Origin of the sequence: Bacillus cereus group sp. MYBK108-1 (genome assembly GCF_051917185.1) — a bacterium.
In the GTDB taxonomy this organism is placed as follows: domain Bacteria; phylum Bacillota; class Bacilli; order Bacillales; family Bacillaceae_G; genus Bacillus_A; species Bacillus_A cereus.
Genome location: NZ_JBQAHZ010000011.1, coordinates 1 through 21,247 on the forward strand (window position 1 = coordinate 1; position 21,247 = coordinate 21,247).

A 21,247-nucleotide genomic window follows, 5' to 3' on the forward strand; every position below is an offset into this window, starting at 1 on the left:
CAGCGTTCATCCTGAGCCAGGATCAAACTCTCCAATAAAGTTAGTTTGTCTAGCATCTAAAATAAAAATTGACGTTTCACGTTGTTTGTTTCGTTCAGTTTTCAAAGAACTACTTAGTCGCTCATTCGCGACTTCCTTATGTTAACATCTTCATTTTTCAATGTCAACTAAGTTTTTTAATTTCTTTTTTGTCGTTTTCTGCGTTTCCGCATCAGCGACGGTTATTAATATATCATGCAGTATATACAGGGTCAATACTTTTTATAAAAAAATTTCACATCCCGTTAAAAACTTAAAAACCGCTGTAAAAATCATTATAGCGTCCATTCATTCTTGGCTCCCCTCCTATTCATTTCATATCTTATCTCTTTATCAATTTACATGAGAGTGAAAATTCTAAATTTTATGTTATATTATTAGTATAGGAGCGTGGTGAGAATGAGCATTAAGTATTCAAACAAAATCAATAAAATCCGGACCTTTGCATTAAGTTTAGTATTTATCGGCCTCTTCATTGCATACTTAGGTGTCTTTTTCCGCGAAAACATTATTATTATGACAACGTTTATGATGGTTGGCTTTTTAGCTGTTATCGCTAGCACTGTCGTTTACTTTTGGATTGGTATGTTATCTACTAAGACTATCCAAATTATTTGTCCAAGCTGTGATAAGCCAACCAAAATGCTCGGCCGTGTCGATGCATGTATGCACTGCAATCAACCTTTAACACTAGATCGAGATCTAGAAGGAAAAGAATTTGATGAAAAGTATAATAAGAAGAGTTATAAATCATAAGTATCAAGGGAAATACGAATTTGCAACACTACAAACGTTTCAACTCATTAAAAAGTTGATTTCTTAAAAAATCAACTTTTTAATTGTTTTATTAAATTTATTACACCTATTTTTTCGAAATAACAGTAAACATCCCTGTCATATTAGGCGAATAATCTTTAAAATCATATTTTTCGTAGAATGATGTTTTACCTTGCGACGCAAACAAACCAATGAATGCTTTATCTGGAGTATTCCCATTTAAATATTCTACTAAAGTATTCATTATTTTCTTTCCAATACCATTCTTTTGATAATCTGGATGAACCACTATATCTTGAATATAGAAATAGATAGCCCCATCACCAACAATTCTCCCCATGCCGATGATTTGATTATTATCCTTGACTGTTATACAGTAAATCGAATTTTGAAGTGATATTTCCGCCACCTCAAAGTTCATATAGTTAGTCCATCCCACAGAATCACATAAATATTTATATTCTTCCAATGTTGGAATGTTATTTTTAATCTCATATTTCTTCAAAATGTCCCCTCCAAGAATTCATTTCCACCAATACAAAGTAAATTCGACAAACTTTTATCTAACCCTTCTTACTAACTTAGCACTGTAAATCCCGATTAACCTCACGCTAATCCTTATATAATAAAGAAAGAGGCTGACGTATAGCCGTCAGCCTCTTTCTTTATTATATATTACGCCTTATGACACTCTGGACAAACGCCATAAATTTCTAAGCGATGACTATTGATAACGAAGCCTGTCGTTTTCGCAGCTTCCTCTTCCAGCTTTTCCAAGCCTCCATAAGGAAAATCAACAATCTTACCACATTTTTCGCAAATCACATGATAATGTTGACTTGTAACATAATCAAATCTACTTGAAGCGTCTCCATAAGTTAATTCCTTTACAAGTCCAACCTCTTTAAACACACGTAAGTTATTATAGACAGTTGCAACACTCATATTCGGAAACTTACCTTCTAATGCTTTATAAATATCATCCGCTGTTGGGTGCGTCATTGATTCCACAAGGTACTCTAAAATAGCATGACGCTGTGGAGTAATGCGTACACCCGTATTTTTCAGCATTTCTAGCGCTTCTTTTAATTCTTCTTTGACCACCGTCATGCACCCCGATTCTATACGGATTATTATTTTATAATTCTTATAAAGAGTGTACTCCTTTTCTTATAAATCGTCAATATTTCTACTATAAGTATGTAGTTTATTTTTATATTCAGGACTTGTTTTTATGTATCTTTCCCTTTTTTCTTCATATATTCCATAGAAAAAAGTGCGACATAATCGCACTTGGAATACTATCATCTGAGGAGGTATGCCCTACACTTCCACTTTATGTAAGGCAGTAAAATATGTATAGACACTTGCCTTGTTTCTGCATATTTTATCTCCAATGTAGATTTATTTTATATAAGAAAGAACATCCTCAATATGTCCTTTCACTTTCACTTTACGCCACTCTTTTACAAGTTCACCGTCTTTATTAATAAGGAATGTAGAACGCTCGATTCCCATATACTCTTTCCCAAAGTTCTTTTTTAACTTCCAAACATCGTATAACTCTGCTACTTTATGATCTTCATCTACTAAAAGTGTAAATGGCAATTCATGTTTCTCAATGAATTTCAAATGTCTATTCGCTGAATCAGGACTTACTCCAAGAATAACCGTATCCTTCTCTTGAAATACTCCATACGCATCACGAAAATCACATGCTTCAGTTGTACATCCTGGCGTCATATCTTTCGGATAAAAATAGAGAACTACATTTTTACCGCGGAAATCAGCTAGGCGAACTTCTTCTCCGTTACTTCCCTCTAATGTGAATTCTGGTGCCATTTCTCCTACTGTAATCATAGTTATCACTCCTACTCTTTTCCTTTACTATAACAAATGCTTCCTTATTTTTCATTGTCTATTACAGACCTCATCACAAAAGCAAAAGGGAGTGTATATCCAATTAGCGCTTCTGCGATTGCAATCCATCGCCCAATTCCAATCGGAGATATGTCACCATATCCAACAGACAATAAAGTAACTGCGCTAAAATATAAACAAACTTCGACGAGTTGAAAAGAATGAGCGTTCAAACTTTCTCCGTCCTCTTTCAAAACTGCGAAACCCATTTCCTCTAATACAACGTAACTTAATCCAAATGCGATTAGTACTGTTGTATAGATTAAAAATAATGTGGCCAAATTATAGAGCGAAAAAAAACGCGTTGAATCCGAATAGGAACTCCATAATAATTGGACACTTTTCAAAATAGCGATTGCTGCAATTAATAGAATAAATCCCCATAACATGTCCTCCACCTCATTTTATATGTATGAGGTGGAGAACTGATTTATCCCTTAGAAACGAACAAGCTTCTATAATTAATTACCCGCGCCACGATACCTTTTTACCCCTTGGTTCCAGAGGGTGATTGCAATCGTAAAACAGATAACACCAACAATTGGCGTCGCAAATGCATAACTATTCCATTCTGTTTTTCTTAAAAAGTATGCCGCTGGATATACTCCAACAAACGCAAACGGTAAAACAAACGTTAAAATGAAACGAATTACACGATTATAAATATTAACAGGATAGCGCCCGTAATTACCTATGTTATACATAAGAGGCATAATTGAACTTTTCGCATCCGACCAAAAACCAAGGCTCGCCAGCGTAACAAATATCCCTCCATATACAAGTGCTCCTCCTCCTACCATCAATATAAATAAGAAGAAATCATACCAGTAAAAAGATAATTGTAACTCCACAGCTGCATATCCCATTACAACAATCCCTGTAATAGCTCCAATTAAAGATTCAAGTTCCATTCTTTCTAATATAATTTGAAATAGGCTATGGATCGGCCGCGTTAATACACGATCCATCTCCCCTTTAATAATGTATCGATCATTAAAATCCCATATATTAAAGAAAGCTGAAAAGATGGCAAATGGTACTAAAAAGAAACCATAAATAAAGATTACTTCTTCTCGACTCCATCCCTTCAATGCTTGTGTATGCCCAAATACAACGAGAATAAATATTAAATTAACTGCTTGAAGCGATAAATCAGAAAGTAAACCAACGATAAAATCGCCTCGATACTCCAATTTTGTTTTTATATATTGACTTGCATATTGTAAAAATAAGTTTATATATAGCATCTCATCATCCCCCTTGTACAATTAGACGTTTTCTCGCCGTTCTCCACATGAGTACAATTGGAATAATAAGTACAATCGCCCAAATCACTTGAAATACTAAAGCCTCATACAACTTACTCCCCTGTATACCTTCAGAAAAAATCATACTTGGAATATAACTAATAGCCTGAAACGGTAAAAACATCATTGCTTTTTGGGCCCATAGCGGATAAAAACTAATTGGTAATAATAGACCTGAAAATAAATCAATAACAACGCGTTTTGCATACATAATCCCACTATTATTAAATAGGAAAAACGTAAGCATTCCCGTCATTAAATTAATTTGTGTATTAATAATAAAACTAAATATTAAAGATAAGAAGAAATATAACCAAGTTTGAAAATTTGTTGTAATTTGCAACGAAAATAATAACGTAACGATAACCATGCCTGGAATGGAAAAGAAGGCAAAACGGAATATTCCCTCGCCAAGACCTTGCATAACTTTCATTCCCAAATAGTTATACGGACGAATTAATTCTACAGCCACACGTCCTTCTTGAATCTCCATCGCAATTTCCCTATCTATATTATTAAAATAGAAGGCACGTGCCATCCACGCGATTGCGATATACGTGGTCATTTGCGAAATAGATAAACTTTCAATATTCTCTTTTCCGCTATAAATTGCTTGCCATAAAAAATAGTAAGCACCGATATTAATCGTATAAATTAAAATCCCGCTATAGTAATTTGTACGATACGCAAGCATCATTAAAAAGCGAATTCGAATCATTTCAATATACTTACCCATGCGTAATACCCTCTTCATAAATGTTACGAATAATTTCCTCTGTAGACACTTCGTTAATTTTTAAATCTTTAATTTGAAAGGCTTGTACTACTTTAGAAATAAGCATTGAAATAATAACTTCTTCATTCGGAATTTTTGCAACCCATGCATTTTCCTCTTTTGCTTTCGACCAAACAACATGATTATCTGGCATAACCATTGATAAAGCCTGATAGGAAACTGGTGCAACAAACTGAAAGTGAATTTCCTTCTCCGCTCCCCACTGCGTACGAAGATTATTTAAAGAACCGTCATACATAATATTTCCTTCATCCAGCATGATAACGCGCTCACATAAAGCTTCAATATCAGTAATATCGTGTGTTGTTAATAAAATTGTTGTTTTATAACGTTCATTCATTTCTTTTAAAAATTCACGTATTTTCAATTTCACAAGTACATCTAACCCAATTGTTGGCTCATCTAAAAATAATAACGGTGGATTATGAATTAAGGCTGCCGCTAATTCACAACGCATCCTTTGACCAAGAGATAATTTTCGAACTGGTTTATCTAATAAGGGCCCTATATCTAACGTTTCAATTACGTGCTCCATATGCGCCTTATACTGAGCGTCTGATACACCATACACTTTCTTTAATAAACGAAACGATTCTTGTACTGCAATATCCCACCAAAGTTGCGAACGCTGTCCAAAAACAACACCAATTGTTCTTACAAATTCTTCTCTTTGTTTATGTGGGTTCATTCCATTTACTGTGATTTGCCCTGATGTCGGAGTTAAAATCCCCGTAAGCATTTTAATTGTTGTTGATTTACCAGCACCGTTCTCACCGATATAACCAACCATTTCACCTTGCTTTACAGTAAAAGATACATCATTTACTGCTGGTACTATTTTATAATTACGATTTAATAAATCGCGAAATGCACCCTTTAAGCCCGGACGACTTGAATAGGCTGTAAACTCTTTACGTAACCCTTGTACCTCAATTACCGATTTCATAATCGGACCCCCCTCCTAAATGTCACAACGAATAGTTTACCCAACTGCCTTCGCTATCACAAACAATACGTCTTTTCGAAAAACATGTTAGAATAATACATAGATTTTTGTAAGGAGATGAATTGTAGTGAATTTCACAAAGTCAGAAGCATTACATAAAGAAGCTTTAGAGCATATCGTTGGCGGTGTTAACAGTCCTTCTCGTTCTTTTAAAGCAGTTGGCGGCGGCGCTCCTGTTGCTATGGAACGTGGGAAAGGCGCTTATTTCTGGGATGTAGACGGAAATAAATATATCGATTATTTAGCAGCATACGGTCCTATTATTACTGGACATGCTCATCCGCATATAACAAAAGCAATTACAACAGCTGCTGAAAATGGGGTACTTTATGGAACACCAACAGCGCTAGAGGTAAAATTCGCAAAAATGTTAAAAGAAGCAATGCCTGCATTAGATAAAGTCCGTTTCGTAAACTCTGGTACAGAAGCAGTGATGACAACGATTCGTGTTGCTCGTGCTTATACAGGTCGCACAAAAATCATGAAATTTGCTGGTTGTTACCACGGTCATTCTGATTTAGTACTTGTGGCAGCTGGATCTGGCCCTTCTACTTTAGGAACTCCTGACTCAGCTGGCGTACCACAAAGTATCGCACAAGAAGTTATTACCGTTCCATTTAACAATGTAGAAACTTTAAAAGAAGCTTTAGATAAATGGGGTCATGAAGTAGCAGCTATCCTTGTAGAACCGATCGTTGGAAACTTCGGTATTGTAGAGCCTAAACCTGGATTCCTTGAAAAAGTGAATGAACTTGTTCACGAAGCTGGCGCACTAGTAATTTATGATGAAGTTATTACTGCTTTCCGCTTTATGTACGGCGGTGCTCAAGACTTACTTGGTGTTACACCTGACTTAACAGCGCTTGGTAAAGTTATTGGCGGTGGCTTACCAATCGGTGCTTACGGTGGTAAGAAAGAAATTATGGAACAAGTTGCTCCGCTTGGACCTGCATACCAAGCTGGTACAATGGCAGGAAACCCTGCTTCTATGGCATCAGGTATCGCTTGTCTAGAAGTACTTCAACAAGAAGGGCTTTATGAGAAATTAGATGAACTTGGTGCAATGCTTGAAAAAGGAATTTTAGAGCAAGCAGCGAAACATAATATCGACATTACATTAAATCGTCTAAAAGGGGCTTTAACTGTATACTTCACAACTAATACAATTGAAGATTACGATGCCGCACAAGATACAGACGGTGAAATGTTCGGTAAATTCTTCAAGCTTATGCTTCAAGAAGGAGTTAACTTAGCACCTTCTAAATACGAGGCATGGTTCTTAACTACAGAACATACAAAAGAAGATATTGAATATACAATCGAAGCTGTCGGCAGAGCATTTGCTGCCCTAGCAGACAATAAATAATCCCGTCATTAAAAGGAAAAAAGAAAGCTCACCTTTCTTTTTTCCTTTTTTCTATTTCATAAATTACGTATTAATAGTATAATTATTCATAATTATCTGTTTTATATTCTTTTACAGCATTACTATCTCTGTGTACAAGGTGATTTGCGCCTTAAATAGTAAGATTATTCTAACTTTTACAAGAGGGGGGATTGACGGATGCTCAATAAAAAAAATACATGGACACCGTCTTTATTTCGAGATTATAGAAATGCAGAACATGATGCGTGTGGAATCGTTTCCGTTATGGAGAAACGAAAAATTGCTACAAAAGAAAACATTGACCTTTGCATACAATCACTCGTCAAAATGAATCATAGAGCTGGTTTCATTAATGGCGAGGGCGATGGCATCGGCATTCACATTGATATACCAAAAACACTTTGGAATGAAAAACTAAAAAGTAGCGGATATAATCCAACGATTGTGGATCATCCCCACTTTATCGTTGGACATTTTTTTCTAAATAAAAAAGAAAACATTACTGCCTTAAAAGATTATATTCGTACGCAATTAAACAACAAAAACTTTACTATTATTTTCGAAAGTGACGATGCAACAAACTCAGATGCGCTCGGTCCACTTGGTAAACAAGAAGAACCTTTATTTTGGCAAGTTGCCCTTATCGCAGAAAACGAAATTATAAATATTGAGCAAACATTATTTTCTGTCACAATAAAAATAGAGGAAAACGAAGCAATTCATGTTGCTTCATTAAGTCATGATCATGTTGTATATAAAGTTCTAGGTGCTGGTGATACGCTTGTTGCCTACTATAATGATTTACAACATCCGCTTATCGCTTCAACTATGACATTAGGACATAACCGCTACTCTACTAATACATTATCTAATTTTTTTCGTGTACAACCATTTAGCATTCTCGGACATAATGGTGAAATTAACACAATTGCGAAATTACGCGATCAAGCTGAAATGATTGATGTACCACTTACTGCAGGAGGCAGTGACTCTCAAGATTTAAACCGCACCTTAGAAACCCTACTTGTTCAATACGGCTACAGCTTATTTGAAGCAATGGAAATTCTATTCCCACCAATTATTAATGAAATTAAACTTTATGAAACACCTTTACAAGATTTATATACGTATATACGTGAAGCATGGGGACATTTTGCACAAGGACCAGCTGGCATCATTTCCCGTTTTAAAGATGAAGCTGTTTTCAGCGTTGATTCCCTTGGATTACGCCCAGTATGGAAAGTAGAGACAGAGAGCTCTTATATTTTCTCTTCTGAACCTGGAGTTGTATCACCAACTAAATATGTAGCAGAACCAAAACCACTCGCTCCTGGAGAAAAAGTCGGATTAAAATGGAATGAACAAGATGAACTTGTTCTTTATGAATATGACAAATATCAAATCCAAGTATATAACCGTTTTAAAAAGCGAATTGATACTACCAATTACCATTTAAATTTATCTATCCCTGAAACGAAAAAAATCCAAGGGCTATGTGATTCTGTTCAAGTTGAAACGAAAGAATACGTCGCTTTCGGATGGGACCGAGAACATATTCAACTTCTTGAACAGATGGCAACAAAAGGCGTTGAGCCAATACGCTCACTTGGGCATGACTCACCACTTGCCGCACTCGATACTGATAGACGAAATATCGCTGACTTTATTAAAGAAAGTGTAGCTGTTGTTACAAACCCTGCAATTGACCGTGACCGTGAAATTGAACACTTCTCTACACGTACTGTACTTGGAGAGCGTCCAAGTTTATTAAGCGGCGCAAAACGGCCATTTGTAGTTGAAATGCTTTCACCAATTATTTTAGAAGGCAGCGTGGCACAACCTATTGCAGAGGAATTACACACAATTACGTACGAACAACTCATAGAGCTATTTAAGACTCATAACTCTATCGCCACAATCTCTGCTACATTCAGCTCGTCAGAAACTCTGCAATGCGCATTAAGCCGCATTAGTTCTGAAGCGATAGCTGCTGTTAACAATGGCACTTCCCTACTAGTATTAGATGACGCAAAAGCCCATCTAAATGAACGATTGTGGATTGATCCACATTTAGTTACTGCTAAAGTACATCAAGCATTAAGTGAAAATAAATTACGCCGCAATTGTTCTCTCGTTATACGTTCTGGTGCTCTTCGCTCCTTACATGACATTGTCACGCTATATGGATTAGGAGCAGATGGTATTAATCCATATTTATTATTCGCGACTGTAAATGATGGAACAAAAACACCAATTACGAATCTATATAATGCACTTAATAAAGGATTAGAAAAAGTCATTTCAACAATTGGAATTCATGAGTTACGTGGTTACGGACGTCTCTATTCATCTATTGGATTACATGAAGAAATCGCAAATATATTACAGATTACAAATTTCTTCGGTTCAAATGATTTAGCCTTTTCACTTGAATCACTTGTTGAAGATGCAAAAATACGAGCAGAGGATTATAACAATCCTAAAATTAGAATGCGAAAATCATTTCATATATTCCCGCGAATTTGGAAAGCAATCGGCGATGTTGCAAAAGGAAATTCTTATGATGATTACCGTGACAAGTTAAGTGAACTAGAAGAGAATAATCCAATCGCAATCAGACACCTTGTTCAAACGAAACAAACAAAACATGTCGTTCCAACTGAAGAAGTATCTATCGGCATCAAAAATCATAATTTACCATTTATTATTAGTTCTATGTCATTTGGTTCTCAAAACGAAATTGCCTTTCGCGCATATGCAGAAGCAGCCGATCAGCTAAATATGATTAGCTTGAACGGTGAAGGCGGCGAAATTAAAGATATGATTGGAAAATATCCACATACACGTGGACAACAAGTGGCATCTGGGCGATTTGGAGTAAATGCCGAACTACTAAACTCATCAAACTTAATTGAAATCAAAATCGGTCAAGGCGCAAAGCCTGGGGAAGGTGGGCATTTACCTGGTTCAAAAGTGACAGCCAAAATCGCTGAAGCACGTAATGCGACAATCGGCTCAGATTTAATTTCCCCTTCTAATAACCATGATATTTATTCAATTGAAGATTTAGCTCAAATGATTACAGAAATTAAAACAGCTAATCAACTTGCCAAAGTAGCCGTGAAAGTCCCTGTTGTTCCTAATATCGGAACAATTGCTGTCGGTATCGCCAAAGCTGGCGCTGATTTTATTAACATTAGCGGATTCGATGGCGGAACAGGCGCTGCACGTATTCACGCATTGCAGCATGTAGGTCTCCCTGTAGAAATTGGTGTTAAAGCCGCTCACAACGCTTTATTAGAAGCAAGCATGAGACATAAAGTAGAGATTTGGGCAGATGGTGGTATTCGAAGTGTAAATGATGCCTTGAAAATCATGCTCCTCGGAGCAAACCGTATTGGATTTGGCACACTATCAATGATTGCAATCGGCTGTACTACTTGCCGTGGGTGCCATCTAGATACTTGCCATGTTGGAATTGCGACACAAATCGAGTCTGAAGCACAAGCAAAAGAACATGGGTTACGCCGCTTCGTCCCACGCGAATTAGAAAGCGCAGTTGCTGGCCTGCTAAATTTATTCACCTCTTTCGGTGTAGAACTAAAACGATTAACAGGACAGCTTGGTTATACAAATTTACAAGCAATTGTTGGGCGTTCTGATTTATTAGAGCAAGTTCGAGGCGAAAATTTATTAAACTTACGTAATTTACTACAAATAATAGAACATCCATCTGTTACAACAACAGAAGGCGTACCGGAAAAACAATTTAAGACGGTTCATTCCGCTGACTCAAAAGAATTAGTAGGCGTTGGTGTAGAGCAACGCGTTATGGGTGGTCTAGAATCATGTTATCGCGTTCGCAGTAAACTATATGAAGCTACTCAACTTGAACCACTTACATTAAAGTATACGAATGGTTCTATTCCCGGAAATGGGTTAGGTGCTTACAATAGTGAAAATTTATTTATACACGTAAATGGCGGCGCACAAGATGGCATTGGTAAAACTTCCTTTGGTGGTGGGATTTATATAACGAAATCAAAAGGAAAAGACGGAGTATATTATAACGGTTCTGTCGGAAAAGGATTTGGATATGGTGCACAAAAAGGGGCACTATACGTGCAAGGGAACGCTGATGCTCGCGCTGGCATTCGCCTTTCTGGGGCAGACATGATAATTGGAGGTAGAATAACAAAACCACTCCGTGAAAAAGAGCAAGGAAATATAGGTGCATACTCCAATATTAAAGGTTTTGCTTTTGAATATATGACAAATGGGCGAGCGCTTGTTTTAGGTGACCCTGGTCCATGGATTTGCGCTGGCATGACTGGCGGTGTTGTTTATTTGCGTCGTGATTCAAACTTAGGCTTAACAGAACAGGCCTTAAAAAGAAGAATCGCAAAAGGCGCAAATGTTACATTACAACCAATTAGTAAAAATGGTTTGAAAGATGTAACTGAATTATTGCTAGACTATATTCGTGTACTAAACGAGCACGAGCAATATGAGGAAGTTGCTTTGTTAACACCATTAGTAGATGATATACAGAACAAGTTTTTTGAGATTATCCCGAAAAAAGAACAGGCAGATCCATCTATCTCAACAGAGTAAAATGAGTAATTTTCATTATTAAGAAAAAATTGACGAAGTACGCTTCTCATAGTAATCTATAGTAACAATTTGAGACCTGCTGAAATTCAGCAGGTTTTTTTACTAAAAACTGATGTTTAAAAGGAATTAGGAAAAATTATAAAGTGAAACTTTAATTAGCCTACACCAATCGGACGTTTACCGGCATCCAGCTTCTGAATTTTGAGGCGTGAATCTTACTACTCACAATTAGCGGGATAAAATGAACACTAATTTCTTTTAACGTCACTAAAATATCACTTGCTAACATATTGTAATGAATGTATAGTATCATGTTGTACATTCATTATGACAAGAGAAAGGATCTTATTAAGGGTATGAAACTTGGTGCTCGCATTTTAAAAACGGGTATTGCCATCACGTTAGCTTTATTTGCTTGTATTTTACTTCAATTACCGAGTCCGGTATTTGCGGGAATTTCAGCTATCTTTGCTGTTCAACCGTCTGTATACCGTTCTTATTTAACAGCACTTGAACAAATTCAAGCAAATGTAATTGGTGCGATATTTGCTATCGCATTTGCTACTGCTTTTGGACATAATCCTTTTATTATTGGATTAACATGTATATTAGTAATTGCTCTTACATTACAATTACGATTAGAAAACACAATATCAATTGCTTTAGTAACAGTTATCGCCATTATGGAATATCAAGGCGAAGATTTCTTTAGTTTTGCCTTACTTCGATTTGCGACGATTATGATTGGTATTATTGCGGCTTCACTTGTAAATTTAGTATTTATGCCGCCAAAATATGAAACAAAACTTTATCATCGTATCGTTGATAATACAGAAGAAATTGTAAAATGGATTCGAATGAATAGCAGGCAGGCTTCTGATTTTACAACGCTAAAAACTGATATTGATCGTATGAAAGAAAAAATGATCAAACTAAACCATTACTATTTGCTGTATAAAGAAGAAAGAAGCTACACGAAAAAATTAAAGTTCGCAAAAATTCGTAAGCTCGTTTTATTCAGACAAATGTTAGCGACAACAAGCCGTGCTTTAAGTACGTTAAAATCATTACACCGTACTGAAAATGAACTGCGCTATATGCCGGAAGAATTTCAGGAATCTATCCAAAACGAACTTGACTCATTAACGCATTATCATGAACAAGTTTTATTAAAATTTATTGGTAAAGCAAAAAAACAACAATCAGTCGAAATGCTTGATGAAGTTGAAACAGGTAAACAAGAATTAATTGATATCTTTATGGAATATCAAAATAAAGACGATGAAGAAGCATATAAAACATGGTTACATCTCTTCCCTCTTATTTCTTCCATCATTAACTATAGTGAAGAAGTAGAGCATTTAGATTTGCTTGTAGATAGCTTCTACACATACCATAAACCAGAAAAAGAACTCCAAATCGATGATAAAAAAGAAGACGAATAAAAAAACAGCTCCTTTTATGCTAAAGGAGCTGTTTCTGTTATATGTTGAAGTTGATATAAATTGTAATAAAATCCTCTTTTTTGCATTAACTCTTCATGAGAACCAGTCTCTTTAATCTCACCGTCTTCAATGTAAATAATCGTATCAACATGCGTAATCGTCGCTAATCGATGTGCAATTATAATCGTTGTCCGGTCAGCAGCTAACGTCTGAAGCGCCTCTTGAATATACCTTTCATTTTCTAAATCTAATGCTGAAGTTGCTTCATCTAATATAAGTACCGAAGGATTCTTTAGAAACACTCGTGCAATTGCCACGCGTTGTCTTTGCCCGCCCGATAGCTTCACACCACGTTCTCCAACGACAGTATTATAACCATCTGGTAAGTCTATAATAAAATCATGAATTTGCGCAGCTTTAGCAGCTGCAATCACCTCTTTCTCTGTAGCCTTCGGATTTCCATATAAAATATTAGCTCCAATTGTATCGCTAAACAATAAATTATCTTGCAGTACAATTCCAATATGACTACGCAAATTTCTCATATTATACTTTCTTACATCTATGCCATCTACATAAACCGTGCCTTCAGAAACATCATAGAAACGCGGGATCAAACTAGCAAGAGATGACTTTCCTCCCCCACTTGCTCCTACAAGCGCTACTTTCTCTCCAGGCTGCATAGTTAATGACAAGTTGTGTAATATCTCTTTTTCATCTACATTATAACGAAAAGAAACATTGTCAAATACAATTTCTCCATTTAATTTTTTCGTTTGTACCGCATTTGGCACATTAACAATATCGTATTTTTCATCTAACAGTTCAAACACACGGTCCATCGATGCAAAAGATTGTGTTAATGTTGTAGATGAATTAACAAGGCGGCGAAGCGGACTATATAAACTATCCATATATCCAACAAAAGCTACCATCGTTCCTAGCGTTAACTGTCCTTGAATTACTTCATATGCTGCAAAACCAATCACAAGTAACGGACCTAAATCGGTTAACGTATTTACTGCCGAAAATGTTCTTGCCGTCCAACTTGTATGGGTTAATGCTTTCGTTAAAAATTCATTATTTCTTTTTTCAAACTGCTTCCCCTCATACTCTTCTAACGCAAAGCTACGTGTCACTTGCATTCCTTGAATACGTTCATGCAAATACCCTTGCATCGTCGCTAACGCTTGTGAACGCTCTTTCGTCAATTTCCGAAGACGTCCGAAAAAATATTTCACTGCAATTACATAAATAGGTAAAATCAATAACGCAACAAATGTTAATTTTATATTCATAGAAAACATAACAATGATAGCAATAGCAATTGTTGCAGTATCTAACCAGACGTTCATCAAACCAGTAATTACAAAATCTTTCGTTTGTTCTACATCATGGATGACACGCGAAATAATCTCCCCTGTTTTTGTATTGGAGTAATAACGTAAACTTAACTTTTGTAAGTGACCGAAAATATGCTTCCGCAAATCATACAGTATTGTATTTGCGATACGTTGGGCGAAATATTGACGATAATATTCAATCGGTGGTCTTAATACCGCAAAAATAAAGAAAGCAATTCCAATCGCTGTTATTAATTGAGATGTTTTATCTTGAAGTGAGCCAGCGCCTTGAATTACATCATCGATAATATACTTTAATAACCACGGCATAATAAGTGGGATACCGAACTTAACTAGTCCAATAATAATTGTAATAGCAATAAGCCACCGATATGGTTTAACAAATTGTAAATATCTTTTTATACCTTGCACATAATCCCCCCTCTAATAGGACAAACCTGCCGGGAAGCCCCCTGCAGGTTTGTTTTAATTTCTGTACATTAAATATCGTTCATACCACATATCTACGAAATCTGGTGCAAATGGACCTTTTCTTTGATGAATCCACTGTGTTAAATGTGCTACATTTCGTTTTAAAATTGTATCAATAACAGGTGGATACTGCATAATTTCACTATGTTTTTCATACTCATCTTCATCTAGAAGCGTATATGTCATATCTGGATATACTTTAATATCTAAATCATAATCAATATACTTTAATGCTTCAGGATCATACGCAAAAGGTGAGCTTAAATTACAATAATAATATACGCCATCTTCCCTAAGCATCCCAATCACATTAAACCAATAGTTGGCATGAAAATAGCAAATTGCTGGTTCACGAGTAATCCATGTTCGGCCATCCGATTCTGTAACTACTGTACGATCATTCGCTCCGATTACAAGACTCTGTGTCCCTTTTAAAATTGTTGTTTCTTCCCACATTCTATGAATGGAGCCATTATGTTTATAACTATGTATTTGTACTTTTTCTCCTTCTTTGGGAAATCCCATATATGCTCCCTTCTTTCAACTGCAAATGCCCTTTGAACGGCATTCACTTTTTTTCTATTATAACTTTTTTGTCGAAATTTTAAAACTAAAGGGATAAGACTCTATTTTTCAAACTGAATATGTAGGAGGTTTATCGTTGAATACTATGCCCCACCGCTTCTTAGGAGATAAAAGGATTGTACTGTATTATTTATAAGCGAGGACATGTAATAGAAAAAGCCCTTCTCTATTTCCATACAAAGAAGGACTTTTCACCTAAAGATAACAATATATCTTATCCTAAATTTGAAATCATTTTTTCAGTTGCAAAAGATTGAATTACACTATTCGTTTGCTCTTCAAATTTCTCATGTAACATCTTCAACGCTACTTCTGTTCTATATATTTCCTGGCGGATAAAATGCAGTTCTTTTTTATCGCACGTATCTTTTTCATTCATTTCAATTTGTTGATACTTCTCTAGATGTGCTTGTAACTTTAACAATTCATCCATCGTTTCTAATTGCTCCCCTACCAACTTATCAAAATCGTTCATTACTTACCCCCTTTTGGACTTATTCATCAGTTATTATTCCTAATTACATAATTCTAATTGTTAACTTCCTTCTCCTTTGACTACATTTGTTGACTTATTAGAAGTTATGTCGTTCGCTTTCTTTTCATTACAACGATCCACGCAAAAAGAAAACACTTCTCCCGAATTAGAGAAGTGTTTTTCTTTCATTACTGATTTGAGCTAGAAGATTGTGATTGTTTTGCAGCTGACTTAGCATTTTGTTTTTTCACAGCATGCACGTCTGTTTCAGTAGCAAATTCTGTACCATAACTAGCGTTTGCACTTTGTGCACCAGAAGCTTGTGCTTTCTTTGCTTCTGATTGTGCGTTTGCTTGTTTTACTGCTTGTACATTTGTTTCAGTAGCAAATTCTGTACCATAACTAGCATTTGTACTTTGAATGCTAGCACCAGAAGTTGCCTTGTTATAACCTTGTTGTTTTTTACTCATCTTTCTCACCTCCACAATCAATAATGTAACCAATTCACTTAGAAGCTATCCGTAATTTTCTTTTGAATAATTTCCGCATATATCTTTTGTTACTTATTCAAACTATAAGAAATGGAGGTGGAAATATGTATATAGGACGCGATATGACTGAACTAACGATGATTTCAAAAAATGAATGGAAAGAAGATGAATTAGCTTATTTTCATCACTCACTACAACAGGTTCTGCCTTATTTAAATGTAGAAGGGCAGAGTATTTACAAAGAAATTGTAGTAGAAATTGAATCAAGAGGCGGCTTACAAGAAGGTGAAGCTAGTTGGACTCATGGGACAAAAATTTCTTACGATTAAAAAAGTGTTCCCTAGATTGGGAACACTTTTTTATTTATTGCATTGTAATTTTCTCCACACAATTTTCATAAATAGTACGGTGTGATTTTGAGAAAGGTAATTGCTCAAATACCTCTTTCGATACAAATTTTAATGTATCTGTATCAACAATATTACCGGTTACTTTTCCGTAAAATACAAATATATCCCAAGTACGATGTGTAAACGTATGTTGTACATTCATTGCGTATTCATCAATAGAAACCTCGAGCTCAAATTTTTCTTTCATATAATCTATAAGCTGTTCCTTCTGATTTCGAATACCTTCTCCAAGTTCAGCATTAGGAAACTCCCACATGTTAGCTAACAAACCTGTACTTGGACGTTTATTAATAACGTAACGACCGTCTTCAGTTTGAAGTACGCCTGCAACAATAGGTACCATTTTAGGAGCTTTCGCTTTACTTTTTACTGGTAATTCTTTTTGAACACCTTCAGCATATCCTCTGCAATGCTCACGCACAGGACAAAGTAAGCACGATGGATTTTTAGGAATACAAATCAATGCACCTAATTCCATCAATCCTTGATTAAAATAAGATGGGTTTTCTACTGAAATAATTTCACGCACAATCTCTTCAAAAACTTTTCGAGTCTTTGGTTTTGCAATATCATCCCATACTGATAAAATACGAGATAATACACGCATAACATTTCCATCAACTGCCGGTTCTGGTATACCATATGCGATACTTAAAATAGCACCTTTTGTATATGGTCCTACTCCTTTTAACTTTTCAATTTTCTTTACATCACTTGGTACAACCCCGCCGTATACTTCTTTTACCTCTTTTACTGCCGCATGTAAATTACGTGCTCTAGAATAATATCCTAAACCTTCCCATGCTTTTAATACTTCTTCATCATCTGCGTTCGCTAACGCTTCAAGTGTAGGAAACTTCCCCATAAAATTTGCGTAATATGGTTTTACAGCTTCTACTCTTGTTTGCTGCAACATAATTTCAGAAACCCAAACACGGTATGGATCTTTATTCTTTCTCCACGGTAAGTCACGCTGTTCTTCTTCAAACCAACCAATTAAATCATTTTGAAACTGCTCTATATTAAAATTGTTTAGTATTTCAAGTGTCAAACTTGATCCCCCTCATTTTTTTGCATATAAGTACTATTATAAAGATTTTAGGAAAAAATTTAAGTAAGATGACATAGGAAATAGAAGGCAAAGGACTTGAGGTATCGAATAAAAAGAGTTACATTAATAAAAAACGGAGGTGGATTTCTATGGACACAGCCACTCACCTTGTTATGGGTATCACTTTAGGTAGCTTAGCAACATTAGATCCAGCCATAGCACAAAGTGATATTGGCCCCCAAGCTGTTATGCTTGCTACAATTGCTGGTTCCAACATTCCTGACATTGACACAGTTCTAAAATTGCGTAATAACGCTAAATATATAAGAAATCATCGTGGGATTACTCATTCTATTCCCGCGGTAATTCTTTGGTCATTCCTTATAAGTGGCATCTCTTTCGCCTTCTTTTCAGAAGCTCCATATCTTCATCTACTACTTTGGTCATTTATTGCCGTCTTTCTTCACGTCTTTGTAGATATTTTCAACGCCTATGGTACACAAGCATTACGACCTTTCACAAAAAAATGGGTCGCACTTGGCATAATTAATACATTCGATACCGTAATTTTCTTTATCCATATACTTGCAATTGCTTGCATGCTCGTCGGTTCTCATAAGGGATATACAGCTTTAGCGGCATATATATTAATGATTGTTTACTATATCGGACGGATTATGATGCACAGAAATATAAGAAGCGTTGTACACAAACGTTTCAAAAATGTCGAAAAGATTATCATTTCTCCTTCTTACCGATTTTATCATTACCATTTAGCAGTCGTTACGGCTGATTATTACTACGTTGCGAGATGGCACCGTGGTAACATCATGATATATGACAAGTTCGATCGGGTACCGTTCCCAGACAATAATATTATGCGAGCAGCTAAACAAGATGAAAACATCTCAGCCTTCCTATCTTTCTCTCCTGTATATCGCTGGGATATTTTTGATCATGACCATTATTATGAAGTACGATTCATTGATTTACGATATCGAAGTAAAGATTATTATCCATTTGTTGCAATCGTTCAGCTCGACCACAATTTAAATATTATTAGTTCCTATACAGGATGGATCTTTAGTGAAGAAAAGCTTCGAAAAAAACTGGAATTACTCCCACATTAAAAAAAGCGACTTAAGTCGCTTTTTTTAATGTTTCAAATGATCTTCTTGATTAATTAAATGACTATACTTCGGATTATTTGTCCGCATTTCATGAAGGCGTACACCATGATTATTAATCCATGATCGTACCACTTGCTCCGTCATTTCATCGCCTTGATAACGACCTGATTTTGCATAAGTTGTTTGAAAATCTTCCCATAGTAACTCAACCCACGCACGAGCTTGTGCGTAAGAAAGCTTGTCATTCTTGTCTAATAATTCTTTCGTTAATGTTTCATAAATATCATTCATATTATAATCTCCTTTTACCTATTTATCCCTTCATTTCTAAAGGATAGTTTCTTCAATTTTGCACATTCTATAATTGATACTTCTTAAAAAGGTATCAACCGATAATGAGGAGGGCGTTCGCAATGGGTAAACAAGCCGAATTTTGGTCTGAGTCAAAAAACAACAGCAAAATCGACGGTCAACCGAAAGCGAAATCACGCTTCGCTTCGAAACGACCTAACGGCACAATTAACACGCACCCACAAGAACGTATGCGTGCTGCAAATCAGCAGGAAGAGTAGTACAAATTAAATTAACTTCCTACACGAGGTGATAAAGATGAGCTACCGTGATCGCTTAGATAGTCGTTCTGAATTATTTAACCATACGTGGACTCGTCCAAAACATGCGAAAGCGCAAGTTAACGGACAGACGCAACAAACCCAGTCTCTCATTATATTGGCAAATGAATGTAAAAAACGCCAATTTTAGAATCTCCTATCTCCTTTAACGCCTACCAAAGATGAAAACCAGAGAGATATGTGCTCTCTGGTTTTTATTTTTCTTGCAATAAGGAAATTGGTATGCCAATCTCTTCATTATCATTTTGCTTATATCCCCAAGCAAATACCCCATTGAAATACGTAATTTTAAATAATACACCAGGTTCTTCTACTAATTCATATGTTTCACCAATATGGAACTTGTTTATATCCGTCATATAAGCACGAGCCATTGCCATTTTTCTCATTAATACATCAAATTCATTGACAATCCCAAGCTGCTCAGCTTTTACTGCTTGCTCCTTCAAAGCGCCAATTTCTTCCCTTAGCTCATGCGGTGTCATTTCACTGTAGCGTTTTGGCATATTCATCTTATTCTCCTCATTCCTCTTCGCGTTTCATTTGCAAAAATATCTCGATTTCATCAATAGAGAATCCTTTTCGATATAACGCTTGTTTCATCTTGTTTTCAAATGTCCATCCATCATGCTTCTTATATTTCTCATAATATTTATTCCCATGATAGTGTAACGCTTCTTGTTGCTTTTCGTCATCTTTTTCGTCTTTCAATTCTTCCAAACAAATTTGAATTACTTCTCTAGAATATCCTTTTCGAACAAGCATCTCATCTAACTTTAGTTTCATTTGTAAAAAAGAATGTTTTTGATAAGATTTTTTCTTCTTCTCTATGAGAAACAAGGCATTCTCAATTTGCTTTTCCTTCGGATATTCTTGTAAACTATGTGTAATAATTAAATCCTGAACACCTTTATTTAATAACTCTCTTTTAATAACAGTTGGACCTTTTCGATTCACATTACTTTGCGTTCGCGTATATAAAACAGCATACTCTTTATCATTAATATATCGGTCATGTAATAATTTCGAAACGACTTCAGAGATGATGGCCTGTCCCACTTCTTTTTTTCGTAAAAAATCTTCTATTTCTTGTTTTGTTCTCATTTGATAGGATAAATAGGAGATTGCTTGTAAATATGCTTTTTGTACTTCTTCATTGTACAAAATATTCCCTAACTCGATTTCATCAATTTCTAAGCCCTTTTGTAATCCATGTTTTATTAAGATTACTTGATCCACACTAAATCCGTACTCTTCGCCTTGACCTTTATCAATATAAATATTAAATCGTTCTTTCGATCGTTTTTGTACTTCTATTTTTGTAATGACAGCCATACTCTCACCTCT

23 protein-coding genes are annotated in these 21,247 nt (G+C 35.6%); 8 read left to right on the top strand and 15 right to left on the bottom strand.

Translation table 11 applies throughout. The features are described 5' to 3' along the window. Window positions 1–438 precede the first annotated feature (438 nt). Window positions 439–795: a YgzB family protein gene (locus ACTFSL_RS16350; RefSeq protein ID WP_000025058.1), complete on the top strand. Its 357-nt coding sequence runs from the start codon at window positions 439–441 to the stop codon at window positions 793–795. Between the two features lie 106 nt (window positions 796–901). Here the strand turns inward: ACTFSL_RS16350 and ACTFSL_RS16355 are convergent, their stop codons facing one another. From ACTFSL_RS16355 to ACTFSL_RS16385, 7 genes are all read right to left on the bottom strand, one after another. Further along, on the bottom strand, window positions 902–1,321 hold the full coding sequence (locus ACTFSL_RS16355) for a GNAT family N-acetyltransferase (protein WP_000759735.1): 420 nt from the start codon (window positions 1,319–1,321) through the stop codon (window positions 902–904). Window positions 1,322–1,491: 170 nt separating this feature from the next. Beyond that, the gene (gene perR / locus ACTFSL_RS16360; protein ID WP_000237829.1) at window positions 1,492–1,920 is read right to left on the bottom strand and encodes a peroxide-responsive transcriptional repressor PerR; all 429 of its coding nucleotides are present in this window, start codon (window positions 1,918–1,920) and stop codon (window positions 1,492–1,494) included. Window positions 1,921–2,220: 300 nt separating this feature from the next. Then, window positions 2,221–2,676, bottom strand: coding sequence for a thioredoxin-dependent thiol peroxidase (bcp, locus tag ACTFSL_RS16365; RefSeq protein ID WP_000633710.1), 456 nt, complete (start codon window positions 2,674–2,676; stop codon window positions 2,221–2,223). 44 nt (window positions 2,677–2,720) lie between these two features. Then, window positions 2,721–3,125, bottom strand: a complete 405-nt coding sequence (locus tag ACTFSL_RS16370) for a potassium channel family protein (protein ID WP_000964343.1) — start codon at window positions 3,123–3,125, stop codon at window positions 2,721–2,723. Between the two features lie 72 nt (window positions 3,126–3,197). Beyond that, the gene (locus ACTFSL_RS16375; protein WP_000965773.1) at window positions 3,198–3,983 is read right to left on the bottom strand and encodes an ABC transporter permease; all 786 of its coding nucleotides are present in this window, start codon (window positions 3,981–3,983) and stop codon (window positions 3,198–3,200) included. 4 nt (window positions 3,984–3,987) lie between these two features. Next, a complete protein-coding gene (locus ACTFSL_RS16380) occupies window positions 3,988–4,779 on the bottom strand; it encodes an ABC transporter permease (RefSeq protein WP_000521519.1) in 792 nt (263 codons plus the stop codon). Further along, window positions 4,772–5,785, bottom strand: coding sequence for an ABC transporter ATP-binding protein (locus tag ACTFSL_RS16385; RefSeq protein ID WP_440042058.1), 1,014 nt, complete (start codon window positions 5,783–5,785; stop codon window positions 4,772–4,774). Before ACTFSL_RS16385 ends, ACTFSL_RS16380 begins: the two co-directional genes overlap by 8 nt. Before the next feature lie 127 nt (window positions 5,786–5,912). Here ACTFSL_RS16385 and hemL point away from each other — a divergent pair, with 127 nt between their 5' ends. The 3 genes from hemL to ACTFSL_RS16400 all read left to right on the top strand — a co-directional run bounded on the left by hemL (window position 5,913) and on the right by ACTFSL_RS16400 (window position 13,291). Then, window positions 5,913–7,211 carry a glutamate-1-semialdehyde-2,1-aminomutase gene (hemL, locus tag ACTFSL_RS16390; RefSeq protein WP_001011863.1) on the top strand — a complete coding sequence of 433 codons (1,299 nt, stop codon included), beginning with the start codon at window positions 5,913–5,915 and terminating at the stop codon, window positions 7,209–7,211. Window positions 7,212–7,409: 198 nt separating this feature from the next. Next, window positions 7,410–11,846 carry a glutamate synthase-related protein gene (locus tag ACTFSL_RS16395; protein ID WP_440042059.1) on the top strand — a complete coding sequence of 1,479 codons (4,437 nt, stop codon included), beginning with the start codon at window positions 7,410–7,412 and terminating at the stop codon, window positions 11,844–11,846. A gap of 356 nt (window positions 11,847–12,202) precedes the next feature. Further along, window positions 12,203–13,291 carry an aromatic acid exporter family protein gene (locus tag ACTFSL_RS16400; RefSeq protein WP_440042060.1) on the top strand — a complete coding sequence of 363 codons (1,089 nt, stop codon included), beginning with the start codon at window positions 12,203–12,205 and terminating at the stop codon, window positions 13,289–13,291. 14 nt (window positions 13,292–13,305) lie between these two features. Here the strand turns inward: ACTFSL_RS16400 and ACTFSL_RS16405 are convergent, their stop codons facing one another. The 4 genes from ACTFSL_RS16405 to ACTFSL_RS16420 form a co-directional block, all read right to left on the bottom strand. Then, window positions 13,306–15,066 (bottom strand): ABC transporter ATP-binding protein, encoded by a 1,761-nt coding sequence (locus ACTFSL_RS16405; protein WP_001161599.1) that lies wholly within the window; start codon window positions 15,064–15,066, stop codon window positions 13,306–13,308. A 54-nt stretch (window positions 15,067–15,120) separates the two neighbouring features. Continuing rightward, window positions 15,121–15,651, bottom strand: a complete 531-nt coding sequence (gene ntdP, locus ACTFSL_RS16410; RefSeq protein ID WP_000506622.1) for a nucleoside tri-diphosphate phosphatase — start codon at window positions 15,649–15,651, stop codon at window positions 15,121–15,123. Between the two features lie 274 nt (window positions 15,652–15,925). Further along, entirely contained in the window at window positions 15,926–16,186 is a 261-nt protein-coding gene (locus ACTFSL_RS16415; protein ID WP_000997575.1) for a YgaB family protein, read from the bottom strand. Between the two features lie 188 nt (window positions 16,187–16,374). Further along, window positions 16,375–16,656, bottom strand: coding sequence for a gamma-type small acid-soluble spore protein (locus ACTFSL_RS16420; protein ID WP_000039035.1), 282 nt, complete (start codon window positions 16,654–16,656; stop codon window positions 16,375–16,377). Between the two features lie 125 nt (window positions 16,657–16,781). Here ACTFSL_RS16420 and ACTFSL_RS16425 point away from each other — a divergent pair, with 125 nt between their 5' ends. Next, entirely contained in the window at window positions 16,782–17,006 is a 225-nt protein-coding gene (locus tag ACTFSL_RS16425; RefSeq protein WP_000275436.1) for a hypothetical protein, read from the top strand. Between the two features lie 34 nt (window positions 17,007–17,040). Here the strand turns inward: ACTFSL_RS16425 and mutY are convergent, their stop codons facing one another. Further along, window positions 17,041–18,138 carry an A/G-specific adenine glycosylase gene (gene mutY, locus ACTFSL_RS16430; protein WP_000171397.1) on the bottom strand — a complete coding sequence of 366 codons (1,098 nt, stop codon included), beginning with the start codon at window positions 18,136–18,138 and terminating at the stop codon, window positions 17,041–17,043. Between the two features lie 149 nt (window positions 18,139–18,287). On the opposite strand from mutY, the gene ACTFSL_RS16435 reads away from it, so the two are divergent. Then, a complete protein-coding gene (locus tag ACTFSL_RS16435; RefSeq protein ID WP_000379112.1) occupies window positions 18,288–19,268 on the top strand; it encodes a metal-dependent hydrolase in 981 nt (326 codons plus the stop codon). Between the two features lie 24 nt (window positions 19,269–19,292). Here the strand turns inward: ACTFSL_RS16435 and ACTFSL_RS16440 are convergent, their stop codons facing one another. Continuing rightward, entirely contained in the window at window positions 19,293–19,559 is a 267-nt protein-coding gene (locus ACTFSL_RS16440) for a YfhJ family protein (RefSeq protein WP_000998166.1), read from the bottom strand. Window positions 19,560–19,681: 122 nt separating this feature from the next. Here ACTFSL_RS16440 and ACTFSL_RS16445 point away from each other — a divergent pair, with 122 nt between their 5' ends. After that, window positions 19,682–19,840 carry a small, acid-soluble spore protein K gene (locus ACTFSL_RS16445; protein WP_000517891.1) on the top strand — a complete coding sequence of 53 codons (159 nt, stop codon included), beginning with the start codon at window positions 19,682–19,684 and terminating at the stop codon, window positions 19,838–19,840. A gap of 37 nt (window positions 19,841–19,877) precedes the next feature. Then, window positions 19,878–20,030: a YpzG family protein gene (locus tag ACTFSL_RS16450; RefSeq protein WP_000122093.1), complete on the top strand. Its 153-nt coding sequence runs from the start codon at window positions 19,878–19,880 to the stop codon at window positions 20,028–20,030. A 64-nt stretch (window positions 20,031–20,094) separates the two neighbouring features. On the opposite strand, the gene ACTFSL_RS16455 is transcribed toward ACTFSL_RS16450, so the two are convergent. Both ACTFSL_RS16455 and recX read right to left on the bottom strand, forming a co-directional pair. After that, window positions 20,095–20,412, bottom strand: a complete 318-nt coding sequence (locus ACTFSL_RS16455; protein ID WP_001057020.1) for a YfhH family protein — start codon at window positions 20,410–20,412, stop codon at window positions 20,095–20,097. A 10-nt stretch (window positions 20,413–20,422) separates the two neighbouring features. Next, complete coding sequence (recX, locus tag ACTFSL_RS16460; RefSeq protein ID WP_000268502.1) at window positions 20,423–21,235, bottom strand: recombination regulator RecX; 813 nt, start codon at window positions 21,233–21,235, stop codon at window positions 20,423–20,425. Window positions 21,236–21,247 lie beyond the last annotated feature (12 nt).